This window comes from Bradyrhizobium sp. Ses1, from assembly GCF_059512365.1.
Genome location: NZ_JCAMOQ010000039.1, coordinates 1 through 14,562, shown reverse-complemented (window position 1 = coordinate 14,562; position 14,562 = coordinate 1). Strand labels below are relative to the sequence as shown.

The 14,562-nt window shown below is 63.5% G+C and carries 12 protein-coding genes; 6 read left to right on the top strand and 6 right to left on the bottom strand.

Annotated features, from left to right (window positions below; all coding sequences use genetic code 11):
• Positions 1–187: 187 nt before the first annotated feature.
• Complete coding sequence (gene ureG, locus AC5ZG5_RS32230) at positions 188–838, top strand: urease accessory protein UreG (protein WP_130228563.1); 651 nt, start codon at positions 188–190, stop codon at positions 836–838.
• Between the two features lie 408 nt (positions 839–1,246).
• The gene (locus AC5ZG5_RS32225) at positions 1,247–2,905 is read left to right on the top strand and encodes a CHASE domain-containing protein (protein ID WP_208824078.1); all 1,659 of its coding nucleotides are present in this window, start codon (positions 1,247–1,249) and stop codon (positions 2,903–2,905) included.
• Between the two features lie 360 nt (positions 2,906–3,265).
• Here AC5ZG5_RS32225 and AC5ZG5_RS32220 read toward each other — a convergent pair whose 3' ends face one another.
• Positions 3,266–3,814: a sigma-70 family RNA polymerase sigma factor gene (locus AC5ZG5_RS32220; protein ID WP_027579243.1), complete on the bottom strand. Its 549-nt coding sequence runs from the start codon at positions 3,812–3,814 to the stop codon at positions 3,266–3,268.
• Positions 3,814–4,026, bottom strand: coding sequence for a NepR family anti-sigma factor (locus AC5ZG5_RS32215; RefSeq protein ID WP_028165127.1), 213 nt, complete (start codon positions 4,024–4,026; stop codon positions 3,814–3,816). The genes AC5ZG5_RS32220 and AC5ZG5_RS32215 overlap by 1 nt, the downstream gene beginning before the upstream one ends.
• Positions 4,027–4,300: 274 nt before the next feature.
• Here AC5ZG5_RS32215 and AC5ZG5_RS32210 point away from each other — a divergent pair, with 274 nt between their 5' ends.
• The 3 genes from AC5ZG5_RS32210 to AC5ZG5_RS32200 all read left to right on the top strand — a co-directional run bounded on the left by AC5ZG5_RS32210 (position 4,301) and on the right by AC5ZG5_RS32200 (position 6,523).
• Positions 4,301–5,107, top strand: a complete 807-nt coding sequence (locus tag AC5ZG5_RS32210; RefSeq protein ID WP_130228561.1) for a response regulator — start codon at positions 4,301–4,303, stop codon at positions 5,105–5,107.
• A 264-nt stretch (positions 5,108–5,371) separates the two neighbouring features.
• Positions 5,372–5,536 (top strand): Flp family type IVb pilin, encoded by a 165-nt coding sequence (locus AC5ZG5_RS32205; RefSeq protein WP_130228560.1) that lies wholly within the window; start codon positions 5,372–5,374, stop codon positions 5,534–5,536.
• A gap of 591 nt (positions 5,537–6,127) precedes the next feature.
• Entirely contained in the window at positions 6,128–6,523 is a 396-nt protein-coding gene (locus tag AC5ZG5_RS32200) for a hypothetical protein (protein WP_130228558.1), read from the top strand.
• 873 nt (positions 6,524–7,396) lie between these two features.
• On the opposite strand, the gene AC5ZG5_RS32195 is transcribed toward AC5ZG5_RS32200, so the two are convergent.
• Positions 7,397–8,182, bottom strand: a complete 786-nt coding sequence (locus AC5ZG5_RS32195; protein ID WP_456643530.1) for an MOSC domain-containing protein — start codon at positions 8,180–8,182, stop codon at positions 7,397–7,399.
• Between the two features lie 227 nt (positions 8,183–8,409).
• On the opposite strand from AC5ZG5_RS32195, the gene clpB reads away from it, so the two are divergent.
• Entirely contained in the window at positions 8,410–11,049 is a 2,640-nt protein-coding gene (clpB, locus tag AC5ZG5_RS32190) for an ATP-dependent chaperone ClpB (protein ID WP_456643529.1), read from the top strand.
• Positions 11,050–11,111: 62 nt separating this feature from the next.
• Here clpB and AC5ZG5_RS32185 read toward each other — a convergent pair whose 3' ends face one another.
• The 3 genes from AC5ZG5_RS32185 to AC5ZG5_RS32175 form a co-directional block, all read right to left on the bottom strand.
• On the bottom strand, positions 11,112–11,366 hold the full coding sequence (locus tag AC5ZG5_RS32185; RefSeq protein ID WP_456643528.1) for a hypothetical protein: 255 nt from the start codon (positions 11,364–11,366) through the stop codon (positions 11,112–11,114).
• A gap of 77 nt (positions 11,367–11,443) precedes the next feature.
• Positions 11,444–11,803: an SPW repeat protein gene (locus AC5ZG5_RS32180; RefSeq protein WP_028169119.1), complete on the bottom strand. Its 360-nt coding sequence runs from the start codon at positions 11,801–11,803 to the stop codon at positions 11,444–11,446.
• Positions 11,804–11,903: 100 nt separating this feature from the next.
• Positions 11,904–13,919 (bottom strand): peptidoglycan DD-metalloendopeptidase family protein, encoded by a 2,016-nt coding sequence (locus AC5ZG5_RS32175; protein WP_456643527.1) that lies wholly within the window; start codon positions 13,917–13,919, stop codon positions 11,904–11,906.
• Positions 13,920–14,562: the final 643 nt, after the last annotated feature.

Below are 14,562 nucleotides of genomic sequence, written 5' to 3'. Positions count from 1 at the left end.
AGCGGAGCGAAGCAATCCATCGCACCGCTTGCTGAGGCATGGATTGCTTCGCTACGCTCGCAATGACGAGGAGAGGGCAGCGCCTCGTTCCTTCTTGTGAAGGGCGGCGGTCAACTCGCCTTATCGAGAGATCACGCGGTATGGGTCCCGGCCTTCGCCGGGACGACGCTTAGGAGGATTGGCTCTCATGACATCTTCTCACGGCCCGCTTCGCGTCGGCGTCGGTGGTCCGGTCGGATCCGGCAAGACCGCGCTGATGGACCTGCTCTGCAAATCGATGCGCGAGCGTTACGACATCGCCGCGATCACCAACGACATCTACACCAAATGGGACGCCGAGTTCCTGGTGCGCTCGGGCTCACTCACGCCGGACCGCATCGCCGGTGTCGAGACCGGCGGCTGTCCGCACACCGCGATCCGCGAGGACGCCTCGATGAATCTGGCGGCGGTCGCCGACATGCGCGCGAAATTTCCTGGCCTCGATCTGGTGCTGATCGAGTCCGGTGGCGACAACCTGGCCGCAACCTTTTCGCCGGAGCTTGCCGACCTCACGATCTATGTCATCGATGTCGCCGCCGGCGACAAGATCCCATCCAAGGGCGGCCCCGGCATCACCCGTTCCGACCTGCTGGTGATCAACAAGATCGACCTCGCTCCTTATGTCGGCGCGTCGCTTGAGAAGATGGAGACCGATGCAAAGCGGATGCGCGGTGAGCGTCCCTTCGTCATGACCAACCTGAAGAAGAGCGACGGGCTTGAGCGCATCATCGCCTTCATTGAGGCCAAGGGCGGCCTGCGCCCGAAAGCCTCTGCCAAAGGCAAGGCAAAGGCGGGTTGAATCGTGTGTTAATATGATATCCGATTTGTTAATATTTTAACGCGGCGAGCTCGTAGCCCCGGGTGAAGCGACGCGCAACCCGGGACATCTGCGTCGACGTCCACGAGCGGTCCGGTTTACGCTCACTGCTTCACGCAAGCTGCAAACGGCGGGTGCGACGAAATATTCCTTGCCGCAATGGGAACAAAATCCAGCCACTCCCATTAGCCAACTCTGACGCTGCTTTCGCCAGCCGGAGCCGGCGCCGGCCGTCGTCCACGTTAATTGCCGCCTTCCGTTGCGTACCGATGCTCGCCACTCCATATTCCGCCGCGGTTGGCGTTCACCCCGTATCGAATCGTTGTCGCCCCCGCAGACGCCAGATGTCCGCTGTTCATCTCCGCCAACCCACAGTCTCCGAGTAACAGCGTGGTCCGGCTGGGCTTCATTATCGCCTTCATTGCGCTGATCGGGGTGCTGCTCTCCGGTCTCGCGGCCTATCGCGTGCACGAGCAGGAGCTGACGCTCGACGGCATCGCGCTGGCGCGGGCGATCGACGTCCACGCCAGCCTGGTGCAGGACCGGCTCACCGAGCGCGAATTGCTCGCCCGCGTCTCCTCGGGCCTGTTTCGCGCGCCGTCGGTGGTGAAGGCAGACATGCTGCAGCCGCTGCGCTCCTCGATCTATGCCTTCAAGACCGATTTCGTGATTGCCGCCTGGATTGCGCGGCTCAGGCCCGACGAGCTCGCGGCGGCGGAGCAGGAGCTGAAGAAGGCCGGCTTCCCCAATCCGACCATCCGCGACTTCGACGACCAGCCCCTCGACATCAAGGCGCTCGATAAGCCCGTCAACGTGATGATGGACCTGGAGCCGCGGACGCCGGAGACCATCATCCTGCCGGGCCGCAGCTTTGACCACCATTCCGTGATCGGGCCGATGCTGGCGCAGGCGATGGCGGACGGCAAGCCGGTGGCGTCGGATCCGATTCCGCTGTTGCGCCAGAATGGGCCGATCGGGGTCGCGCTCGCCGCGCCGGTGTTTCAACAGGGCGCTTCGGAGCCCGCGGGATTCGTCACATTTTCGTATGAGCTCGGGCCGTTGATGCTGGCGAATGACGATATGTCGCTGTTCTCGGTGGTGCTGAAGGACCCGCGCGATTCCAACGACGAGCTGGTCGCCAACGACCAGGGCGTCATCACCTCGCGCGCGGTGCGGCCGGATGGGCCGGCGCCATCGATGGTCCGGACGGTGACGTTCGGCGGCCGCGATTGGTCACTCGCTTATTACGCCAAGACCTCCGCCGCCGCGCGGGCGAACCAGACCGCAGCGATCGTGGCGGCGATCGGCCTCGCGCTGACCGGCATCGTCTGCGGCCTGTTCGGCTATGTCGCCTACAACAATCTTCGGCTCAGCCGCGAGATCGAGGTGAGGATCGGGTTCGAGCGGCGGCTGACCGCTGTGATCGACGAGCTCAACCACCGGGTCAAGAACATCCTGGCCGTGATCCAGTCGATCGTCACGCGCACATTGCGCCATGGCTCGGACATCGATGCCGCGCGCGATCTCCTGATCGGCCGCATCCACGCCATGTCGAACGTGGTCACGCTGCTCAGCGAGAGCCAGTGGCAGGGCGTGAAGCTGAAGGGATTGTTCGAGGCCCGCGCGATCCCGCATGCCGAGCGCATCGCGATCTCCGGTCCCGATATCGCGGTCAGCGCGCGCGCTGCGCAGTCGCTGTCGCTGTTGTTCTTCGAGCTCGCTTCGCATTCCGACGAGGGCCTGTCCCTGGTCGGCAAGCACCCGCACATCGTCGCTAACTGGGAAGTCAACGGCAAGGATGCGGAGGCGATCTTTCATTTCCGCTGGGAGGAGTTCAACACCAGCGAAGCCACCCGCCGCCCCGATTCCGATTTCGGCCTGATCCTGCTCGACCGCGTCGCCCCCGAAGCGCTCGGCGGGACGGCGAAACGCTACTTCACCGACATCAGCTACGTCTACGAGCTCACCGCGCCGATGGAAACCGTCATCGACATGAACGAGCGCGACCGCACGGAGAAGTTTTCCGCACCGGTGAGGCCGGCGCGCTGATTGCAGGCCGGTGGCGACCCTGCTTCCCCTCATGGTGAGGAGGTCGCGTAGCGACCGTCTCGAACCATGAGGCCCCGCCGGTGGCCTCGCCCTTCGAGACGGTCGCTACGCGACCTCCTCAGGGTGAGGGGATAAGTAGGAGCGCGCCGTCGGAATAGATCCGTAGGTAAGTCGTGTAGGAGCGCAGCGTGCCCAGGCGGTGCAAGAGAAGGTGGGCACGCTCGCTTTGCCCACCTTACACATTGCTCTCGCCGTCATTGCCGGGCTTGACCCGGCAATCCATCGTCCCTCAGAAAAATCTCTTTTCCGAGATGGATGCGCGGGTTGAGCCCGCGCATGACGATCAAGAGTTGACGAGCATCAGCCGCCGTTGCCGCCGATCACGGCGCGCACGGTGTCATCAGGGCCGAAATCTTCCGCGCCTTCGACATAGAGCAATGCGCTCAATTTCGATCGCGCGCGGTTGACGCGGCTCTTGATAGTGCCGACGGCGCAGCCGCAGATCGCAGCCGCGTCCTCGTATGAGAAGCCGGACGCGCCGACCAGGATCAAAGCTTCACGCTGGTCTTGCGGCAGCTTGTCGAGTGCGGCGCGAAACTCCTCGAACTCCAGATGCGCATTCTGCGCAGGCTGGGTCTTCAGAGTCTTGGCATAGTTGCCCTCGGCGTCCTCCACCTCGCGCCGCCGCTTGCGATAGTCGGAGCGGAACAGGTTGCGCAGGATGGTGAACAGCCAGGCCGGCAGGTTCGAGCCGGGTTGGAACGAGTCGATGTTGGCGATTGCGCGCAACAAGGTCTCCTGCACCAGATCGTCGGCGCGGTCACCATTGCCGGAGAGCGAAATCGCGAACGCGCGTAGGCTTGGCACCGACGCCAAAATATCGTCGCGAAGTTGGTCGGTGAGAGGCATCAGTCCCTCCCGTCATTTTTTGCTGCTTGCTGCTCGTCAGTCTCTGCCAAATGCTTGGCGGCCTCCGCGGGATCATCGAGCTTGCGGATAAGCTCCGCAAAGCGGTCCGGCACGCCCTGTCGCACCACATCATCGTACATGGCGCGAAGCTGGTGGCCGATTCTCGATTGGATCTCAGCGTTGAGACCGCCCTGCTTCTTGGTTTCCTTCATGATCTGATCCACGTTTCCCCGAGAGGTTAAGTCCCTGTGTTCCAAGCAGTTTCCTCGAAATTCGGTCTTGGCCGCGTTTGCTGCCGGTCGTACGCTAATTCGAAGTTCGCCCGAAAGTTCCGAATGTCCGGAACTTTTTGTGGAACTTTATCGGCGCTCAAGCGTAGTCCGGGCGTAACGCTCAAGGGGAAGGCGGGTCGCCCCACCGGATGTGCCGGCCCGAGAGATATAAGGCGTTTCAGGCAATTGCCTCGAACACAAGGATGGAGTGGGAATGTCCCGATCGCAGCTCGTTGCCGAACACTTGCCATTGTTGCGGCGCTACGCCCGCGCGCTGACCGGAAACCAGGCGTCGGGCGACGCCTATGTCGCGGCCATGCTGGAGGCCCTGCTTCAGGACCCCGCGCTTCTAGATGAAACGCACGGTCCGCGTGCCGGCCTGTTCCGGCTGTTCACCCAGATCTGGAATTCGGTCTCGATCAACGACAACGCCGACGTAGCGACGTTGGCGCTGCCGCCGGAGCGCCGGCTTTCCAACATCACGCCGCTGCCGCGGCAGGCCTTCCTCCTGCTGTCGCTGGAGGGCTTCTCGGAAGAGGAGGTGGCCTACATCCTCAACATCGATATCGGCGAGACGCGCAAGCTCACGGATGCCGCCGGCCGTGAGATGGCCGCCGAGATCGCGACCGACGTCCTGATCATCGAGGACGAGACCTTCATCGCGATGGATCTGGAAAGCCTCGTGCGAAATCTCGGCCACAATGTCATCGGCGTCGCCCGCACCCATTCGGATGCGGTGGCGCTCGCCAAGAACAAGAAGCCCGGCCTGATCCTCGCCGACATCCAGCTCGCCGACGGTTCGTCGGGCCTGGACGCGGTGAATGAGCTATTGCGCGTGTTCGAGGTGCCGGTGGTGTTCATCACCGCCTATCCCGAACGCTTCCTGACCGGCGAACGCCCGGAGCCGGCGTTCCTGATCTCAAAGCCGTTCCAGCCCGCAATGGTCTCGGCCGTTGCGAGCCAGGCGCTGTTCTTCCAGCGCAATTCGCGCAACCGTGCGCCGCGCGCCGCCTCGGCGTGAACTGACTCTGGTTAGGTCGGCTGATCCGGCGTGCCGCACGGCGCGCCGGATTTTTTGCACCGAGACATCCGCCTTTCATGTGACCTTTGTGCTGGGCGAGGCTGTTCGCCTTGCCGGTTGCGCGTGACGAGTATTTGTTTCGAATGCAATCTCTTCAGGTTAACCCTGCTTAAGAGAGTTCGCGGCTTTCGATTCACCGACCTTTAGGCCGGCGCGCATATGGTTGCATGCGTTCAGCCACACAACCATCCCAGGAGACCAGCCGTGCGTAACCTTGTTTCCCGTTTCATTAAGGACGAGTCTGGCGCGACCGCCATCGAGTACGGTCTGATTGCCGCTCTTATTGCCGTCGTGATCATCGGCACCCTTCGAGTCATCGGCACCGATCTCAATACCAAGTTGGTAGCGGTGGACGACGGCCTGAAGTAAGTCGCCGGCTCTTTCTCAGAGGGTGTGCACGTGGAAGGTCCGGCCAAAGGCAGCTTTGGTCGGCTTTCTATTAGGGAGTCATCAAATGCGTATTATGGTCTTGCTGGCGCTTGTCGTCTTTAGCGCCGGAGCCGCCCACGCTGATACAGAAATCGTTACCCGCACTCGCAGGGACAGCTTGGGATACACCACGACCACTTCGACTTCGAAGCATGGCACGTACACCATCACCACCGGCCGCAACAGCTTGGGTGAGACGGTCACCACTTCGCGTTGGCAATCGAATAGGCCCCGGAGCTTCCAGGAGCGGGCCATGGGGCACTGACCGCCGAAGGTAGGGAAGCCGGTCGGACCGCTCGAAAACTCCGACAAAAAAGTAGAGCGCGACCGGCATCACCACGGTCGCGCCCTACATCGCCGGTCAATGGGGCAGGGGGAATAACCGGCTGCCAGAACGACGCGGACCGCGAAAAAACGTTCCGAGATTCCGAAAATAATTTTGAACACGGTTAAGTGATCCGCAGACATACGAACGGGGGCGTTTCGTTCGAGTTGTGTTCGTGATCGCCATGGGGCGAGGGATGAATCGCCATGTCACAGATATTGAAGGGAATTTTAGGTGCGCTCGCCGTTTCTTTGACCTTCGGCGCCGTGCAATTTGCCTCCGGGCATGATCTAATCGGGGGCCAGAGCCTCATCACCTCCACCAAGGCGGAACATGACGTCAACCGTACGGCGAAGGCCGACCGGGCGACAGTTCCGGCAGCCACCGGCAAAACCGAAACCATTTCGCTGAAGCTCGACAGCCTGGCCGAGACCTCGGTCGTGATCCGCGTTCCCGTCGTCAGGGACGAGGCGCGCAGCCACCCCAAGCCGCCCGCGCTGATCAAATCTGGCGAGCGCAGGATGACGGTCGCCTGCGAGCCCGTGGTGAGCGTGCTGACCGAAGTAGCAAAGCGCCTGCAGCCCGGCCGCTGCGTCACCTAAGCTGATCGTTCTTCGTTCTCTCTCCATCCGTCATTCCGGGGCGATGCGAAGCATCGAGCCCGGAATCCATCTGTCCGCTCGCGCATGTGGCGCAATGGATTCCGGGCTCGCGCCAAGAGGCGCGCCCCGGAATGACAGTGGAGGAAAATTCGTGAGCAATTCCAACCTGATTTGCGCCGTCCAGCCCTCGCGCGAAAAACATTCCGCTTCCGCCGTCGGGCAAATCAGTGATTTAACTCCGCGCGTCTCATCCGAATGAGGGGCGGCTCGCGATCGTCACGAACGTTGCGGTGAGATGCGGTGGACGCGATGCGTGCGACTGACGAGCGCAGGTAACGCGGACGGCGAAGTCGTGTGGTCCTGGCGCCCCGACGCTGGCGCTAAGTCCTTGCGGGATGGAAACATCCCTAAGGGCGACGGTGGCAAGAAAGCCCGGTCACCGGGGAGAGCGCGAAGGAAACCGTAACACCATCGCGCAGGGAAAGCCGGAATGCTTCGGTTGAACCTGTGGTCCTACCCCCGTGCTTTTTGTTGCACGGGACCCACGGGTGCAACCGGCACCCGGCTTTCCCTGCGCCCTCTGATCTCGAGGAGGGTGGAACGAGACGCAAAACTCGGACGCAACGCGCCGCGAGAACGCGAACGCACATCGTCTCCTCACGCTCCACGGTCATGCCCGCAAAGGCGGGCATCCAGTATCCGGCGGCCTCTCGGCTCAAGCACCGCCGTCTCTGGAATACTGGATCGTCCGGTCAAGCCGGACGATGACAGCGGAGAGGCTGTTTGAAACTGAATCGGAATCGTAGGGTGGGTAGAGCGGAGCGAAACCCCTCATTCGCGCGGCTTGCTCCGTCGCGAGGGGGTTCGCTTTTGCTACAACAGCTCCGGCTGCTCCGCTGCGATCGCGTCCCCGACCGCCACCGCGCCATCCGCGACCACCTCGGCATAGACGCCGCATTCGTTGTGGCCGAGGCGCTGCATCAGGGTGTGCGGGATGGTGAGGTCGCGCACGCCGGTGTCGGGATCGACATTGACCGCGGCGCAGCGGGTGATGCGCTTGACCACCTTGGCCCGTGCGCTGCCGATCGCGATCGTCTGGTCGAGCAGCTCGAATTCGTGCCAGGCCGGCCAGCCCTCGACATAGAGGTTGGCGCGGAAGCGCAGCGGATGCACGGATTGCCCGACCATCTCCTCGATCGCGCGCAGGCTATTGAGGTTGATGATCGAGACCACCTTGCGGGCGACGTCGGAGAAGCTGTGACTGGGGCTGGTCAGGACCTTTGGCGGTCCCTTGATCTGGCCGGCATGGTGGAGTGCGAAATACTGCTCGATCGCGGCGCGCCCGGCGGCCGTTTCGAGGTCGCCCTGAGCCACCATCTCGCCGTTCCGGCGCAGGGTCAGGACGTGGCTGCCGTCGTCGAATTCGGCACGGAGCGGCACCAGCCAATCGTCCCGCTGCAGCATCAGGAAATGCGGCTTCGGCAGCCATTTGGGCTCGGCGGGATCGAAGCCGCTCGGTCCGTTCTCGATGGCGTAGCGGCGATCGGACAGCAGCGTCTGGCCAGCCTTGAGCTCGGCCCGCGGCAGCGCCTCGGGCGTCAGGCCTTTGACGGGATAACGGTAGATGCCGGCGATCTCTGGGGATGAAGCGGAGGACATCAGGCCTTTTAGGAGATTTTCATCGATCGGGCCATACAACCTTACGAAATCATTGCGGAAAGCTCTTCCGTTTCGGAAGCCAAATGCCCACATTTGCGTCAAGCCTGAAATGAGGGCGACGACCGCCGGCAGGTTGACCGACGTCAACACAGCCGGGCGGAAACCCAATGAAGATGCCTTCACAGTGCCTGCGGGGCTGGGGAGGCAGGCCGAGGGAAAGCAAAGTTATGAATATCGAAAAATACACCGAGCGGGCGCGCGGCTTCATCCAGTCGGCGCAGTCGCTTGCGGTGCGCGAGGGGCACCAGCAGTTCTCGCCGCTGCATCTGTTGAAAGTGCTGCTGGACGACAGCGAAGGCCTTGCCGGCGGTCTGATCGATCGCGCCGGCGGCAATTCCCGCGCCATCCTCAAGGCAACCGAGGATGCGCTTAACAAGCTGCCGAAAGTGTCGGGCAGCGGCGCGGGGCAGGTCTACCTTTCACCCGAATTGGCGCGGGCATTCGATGCGGCCGAAAAGGCGGCGGAGAAGGCCGGCGACAGCTTCGTCACCGTCGAGCGTCTGCTGCTCGGGCTTGCGCTCGAGAAGAACAGCGAGGCCGGCTCGATCCTGAGCAAGGGCGGCGTCACCCCGCAGAACCTGAACGCGGCGATCGAGTCGCTGCGCAAGGGCCGCACGGCCGATAGCGCCACCGCCGAGAACGCCTATGACGCGCTGAAGAAATATGCCCGCGACCTGACCCAGGCCGCGCGCGACGGCAAGCTCGATCCGGTGATCGGCCGGGACGAGGAGATCCGTCGCACCATCCAGGTGCTGTCCCGCCGCACCAAGAACAACCCCGTCCTGATCGGCGAGCCCGGCGTCGGCAAGACCGCCATCGTCGAGGGCCTGGCGCTGCGCATCGTCAACGGCGACGTACCGGAGAGCCTGAAGGACAAGCGGCTCTTGTCGCTCGACCTCGGCGCGCTGATCGCGGGTGCAAAGTACCGCGGCGAGTTCGAGGAGCGGCTGAAGGCCGTGCTGCAGGAGGTCACCTCGGCTGAGGGAACCTTCATCCTCTTCATCGATGAGATGCACACGCTGATCGGCGCCGGCAAGGCCGATGGCGCGATGGACGCGTCCAACCTGTTGAAGCCGGCGCTGGCCCGCGGCGAGCTGCACTGCATCGGCGCGACCACGCTCGATGAGTACCAGAAGCATGTCGAGAAGGATGCCGCGCTGGCTCGGCGTTTCCAGCCGATCTTTGTCAGCGAGCCGACGGTCGAGGACACCATCTCGATCCTGCGCGGGTTGAAGGACAAGTACGAGCAGCACCACGGCGTGCGGATCGCCGATTCTGCGCTGGTGGCGGCCGCGACCCTGTCCAACCGCTACATCACCGACCGCTTCCTGCCCGATAAGGCCATCGACCTGATGGACGAGGCGGCGGCGCGGCTGAAGATGCAGGTCGATTCCAAGCCGGAAGAGCTTGATACGCTGGACCGCGAGATCATCCGCCTCAAGATCGAGCAGGAGGCGCTGAAGAAGGAAAGCGATCTGGGCTCGAAGAGCCGGCTGCAGGCGCTGGAGAAGGAACTCGTCGATCTCGAGGAGAAATCGGCAGCGCTGACGGCGCGCTGGAGCGCGGAGAAGAACAAGCTTTCCAACGCCCAGAAGCTGAAGGCCGAACTCGACGCGCTGCGCGTCGAATTGGCCAACGCCCAGCGCCGCGGTGAATTCCAGCGTGCAGGCGAGCTTGCCTATGGCAAGATCCCGGCGCTGGAGAAGCAGCTCGCCGATATCGAGGCCAGCGAAAACCAGGGCGCGACGATGGAGGAGGCGGTCACCGCCAACCACATCGCGCAGGTGGTCTCCCGCTGGACCGGCGTTCCCGTCGACCGGATGCTGGAAGGCGAGAAAGAGAAGCTCCTGAAGATGGAGGATGCGCTCGGCAAGCGCGTGGTCGGCCAGGCCGAGGCGGTGCGTGCGGTCGCGACCGCCGTCCGCCGCTCGCGCGCCGGCCTGCAGGACCCGAACCGGCCGATGGGCTCGTTCATGTTCCTAGGGCCCACCGGCGTCGGCAAGACCGAGCTGACCAAGGCGCTGGCTGAGTACCTCTTCAACGACGAGACCGCGATGGTCCGCCTCGACATGTCCGAATACATGGAGAAGCACTCGGTCTCGCGCCTGATCGGTGCGCCTCCGGGCTATGTCGGCTATGACGAGGGCGGCGCGCTGACCGAGGCGGTGCGACGGCGGCCCTACCAGGTGGTGCTGTTCGACGAAATCGAGAAAGCGCATCCTGATGTCTTCAACGTGCTGCTGCAGGTGCTCGACGACGGGCGTCTGACCGATGGTCAGGGCCGCACAGTCGATTTCCGCAACACGCTGATCATCATGACCTCGAACCTCGGTTCGGAGTTCCTGGTGAACCAGCCGGAAGGCGAGGATACGGGCGCGGTGCGCGAGCAGGTGATGGCGACGGTGCGGGCGCATTTCCGCCCCGAATTCCTCAACCGTGTCGACGAGATCATCCTGTTCCATCGGCTGCAGAAGAGCGAGATGGGCCGGATCGTCGAGATCCAGTTCGCGCGGCTGCAGAAGCTCCTGGAGGATCGCAAGATCACGCTAACGCTGGACGCGGCGGCGCGCGACTGGCTGGCCGCCAAGGGCTGGGATCCGGCCTACGGCGCCCGCCCGCTGAAGCGGGTGATCCAGCGCAACCTGCAGGATCCGCTGGCCGAGATGATCCTGGCTGGCGACGTCAAGGACGGCGACCAGGTCAAGATCTCGGCCGAGGGCAACGTGCTGACCTTCAACGGCAAGGCGCAGCAGACCGCAGAGGTCGCTCAGTTCGACGCGCCGGTAGCGAAGCGCAAGCTGAACTAAATCATGAAACGATCGAAGCCCTCTCCGCGGCCCGGCGGAGAGGGCTTCGAGTTTGGGGGAGGCTATTCCTGCGTCACTGCCGGGCCGACATAGTCCTCGTCGCTCGGCTCGAGTTCGGAAAGGATGTCCACGAGCTCGCGGGCGCGGCCGGTCGCAAGCGGTTTGCCGGCGTTCATCAGCGGCTCGTCATTGGCGAGCCAAGCCTGCGCCTCCGCCAACTCGTCGACGGTGGCGCCCGTCGCGATGATCTTGGCGATGGTGACATCGTCGATCTGGCCGACCGCCTTGACGACGTCATCGCGTGTGATGTGCCTCATGTCCGGTACCCTCTACGCGAAACAAGGCCTCCACCCGCCGTCATGGCGGGCAGGGACCAGAGTAAGACAGCCCTCGATCAGCGGCCCGTGGTCAGCCGTGGCGGGTGCTGCGACATCATCCAGAGCTCGATTGCAGCCAGGATCGCCACCGCCGCGCCGATCACCACATGGACCGTCATCGCGGTGGTGCCGTGGAAGCCCAATACCCAGGGCGACACCAGGGCCCACAATCCGACGATCAGGTTCAGCCACTCCTCCCACACCGCGAACGCCGCCAGCGCCGCGATTGCAAGGACCGCGATGACGATGCCGGTGATGTAGGCGTTGGTGGAGACGGTTCCGGCGGTGAAGCCGAACAGCCACGGCGACAGCAACAGGATCGCGCCGAGGATCAGGTTTGCGACGTCGCACAATTTCGCGTTCGTCCAATTCTCCATGACACCCTCCGTTGGAGGTTTCGTGCATCCCTGAAACCGAGCTGATGCCCTCCCGGTTCCACGGCCGCCGCGGCAAATTTGCTTGATTTGACGGGGGAGATCAGCGGTTGCTGACGGGGCGCGAACCGGTCGAGCCGGTGGCGTCGGAGACGATGCGGGAGCTGCCGCGGCTGCTCATCTGGGCATCGATCCGGTCGCGCTCCTTCTCGAAACCTGCCAGCATCGAGCCCTCGAGCGAGCGCCCGCGCGGCAGCTTCACGCGCATCGGGTCGACGAAACGGCCGTTGACCAGGATCTCGTAATGGACGTGGGCGCCGGTCGACATACCGGTCGACCCGATAAAGCCGATGACCTGGCCCTGGCGGACGCGCTTGCCGGCTTCCATGCCCTTGGCGAAGGCGGACATGTGGCCGTAGGCGGTCTCATAGCCATTGTTGTGCTTGACGCGGACATACTTGCCGTAGCCGCCCTCCCAGCCGACCTTTTCGACCACGCCGTTGCCCGACGCGAAGATCGGGGTGCCGTAAGGGGCCGCCCAGTCGACGCCGGTGTGCATCTTGACGTAGCCGAGGATCGGATGGCGGCGGCCGCCGAAGCCGGAGCGCATGATCGCGTTGTTGACGGGCTTGCGCACCAGGAACTTCTTCGCGCTCTTGCCGGTCTCATCGTAGTAGTCGACCACCGAATCGTCCGGCGTCTGGAACCGATAGTATTTCTTGGTCTCGCCGCCGACCGTGAGCGCGGCGTACAGCACCTCGGTCTTTTCGCTGCTCGTTACGCCTTCGTCCTCGCCGGCGTAGAAGACGTCGAAGCTATCGCCGGGCTGCACCTTGCGCTGGAAGTCGACGTCATAGGAATAGATGCGGACCATGTCCTCGATGACGTTCTGCGGCACCTTGTTGCGCAGCGCGGTTTCGTAGATGCTCTGATAGAGCCGTACGCCGCTGCCATCATCCTCGTCGTCATCGTCGCTGTTGTCGGCGGTGTCGGACACGGTGTTCAAGCTCTGCACGTCGACGGCGACATATTTGCCGATGTCCGAGAGTGCTGCGACCGCTTCGACCTGGGCGTCGTTGGCGACGATCACGCGATAGGGCTGCAGCCGCGCTCCCGGGGCCGGATTTGCCGGCGCCATCAGGATGCGCAGCTTCTGGCCTTCCTTCAGGCCGCCATCGCGGCCGCGGGCGCCGAGCATGGCCGCGATCGCCTTGGCCTCGTCGGCTGTCGCGCCCATGTCGCGCAGCACCGAGGTGACGGTGTCGCCCTTCTTGACGATATGCACCCGCTCCCCGGTCGGGTTGCCGCCGGTGACCTGCTCCTTGGTCTTCGGCAGCAGCGTGACGTTTTCCGGCACCACGCGGGTTTCAAAGCCGGCATAGGGATCGGAAACGTTGCCCTCTGTGGCATAGGCGAGCTTGAGGTCGGGCTGCGCGCCGCCGACATCGGCGGTGGCATTGGCCAGCGTATAGCGGACGCCGCCGTTATTGCCGCGCCAGTTGGCCGCGTCACGCACCCGCATCAGGATCTCGTCGAGCGCCACCCCCGCGGCGATCTTCGCCTTCGGTAGCACCTGCCCCAGATCCTTGGTGACGAATGAGACCTCGGCGTCGGGCTCCACAGCCTCGGGGTTGTTCGGATCGTCCGCCGCCGCGGTCTGATTGGTGCCGACATCGGTCAGCATGCGCTGGGCGTTGAACGGCGGGATCTTGGCCGAAAGATCGCTTGTCGTCATCGACAGGTTGCCGGAGATGCGAACATACGGCCGCACCCGCATCACGTCGCGGTTGCCGACGCGGGTCACCGTCGATACCCGCACCACGTTGCGCGAGGCGCTTGATTCCGACGGCGGCGGCAGGCGGTCGCTCTTGTGCAGGGTGGCGGCACGGTCATTGGCGCTGATGGCACCGCGCAGCGCGCCCTCGACCCGCTCCGGGAGCTTGGCAAAGGTCATCTCGCCGTCGAGGGACGCAAAAACGGCGCCGCCGATCAAGGCCGCGCCGCACAGGCCCGTGAGGATCGTGCCGCTGAACCACTGTACGGAAACACGGCGGCGGTCGATCACCGCAGCCTCCGAGCCGTCAACCGACAGCGGCGGCTCGTGACCGAGATCGATCATCCCGGTCTCGCGTCCAAAGCCGCTCCCGCGTGACGCCCGTTGGCTCAAACCCGTGTCCCCCCAAGTTCCATCAGCATACGACGAGACTTCCGCACTCCCTTGCGCCCGCATTCGCCCTAGCGGGGCGATCCGGCAGTACGGCGCGTCACATACAGCAACATTCGTGAATTATCGAAGGCCGATGGCCAACCACAATCTCGAATGCCAACGATGTGTAAATCTCTCGATGTTGCTCGGCCGCGTGGAACTGGCGACGGATTCATCGAAATCGTCAGTCCCTTGGTAGAGAAACCACCGGCAGCCCCCACTGGCATCCGGCGATTCATTTTGCATAACTAATCGTCAGAACGTCGCAGGATTGTGGCTCAAGTACGGCGTAAAGTCCCGAAAAATCGAGCAATTCTGCGCATCAGAAGAATCTGCACCTGATGCGACGATTTGTTGACAATGGCCGTTGACAAGCCGGATTGGGCCGGCCTATAAGGCGGCCACTGAGCGCGGCGCTGCATTGGCCCGGTGGCCAAGGCAAGCTTTCGCGCCCTTGATGCTCCTCACTTTGATGAGTGACTCAACAGCCGACGTAAATCGGTTGGGGATTCGCCGTCGGGTGAAGAGGGTCGGAACCCTCCTAAGGGTGTGAGGT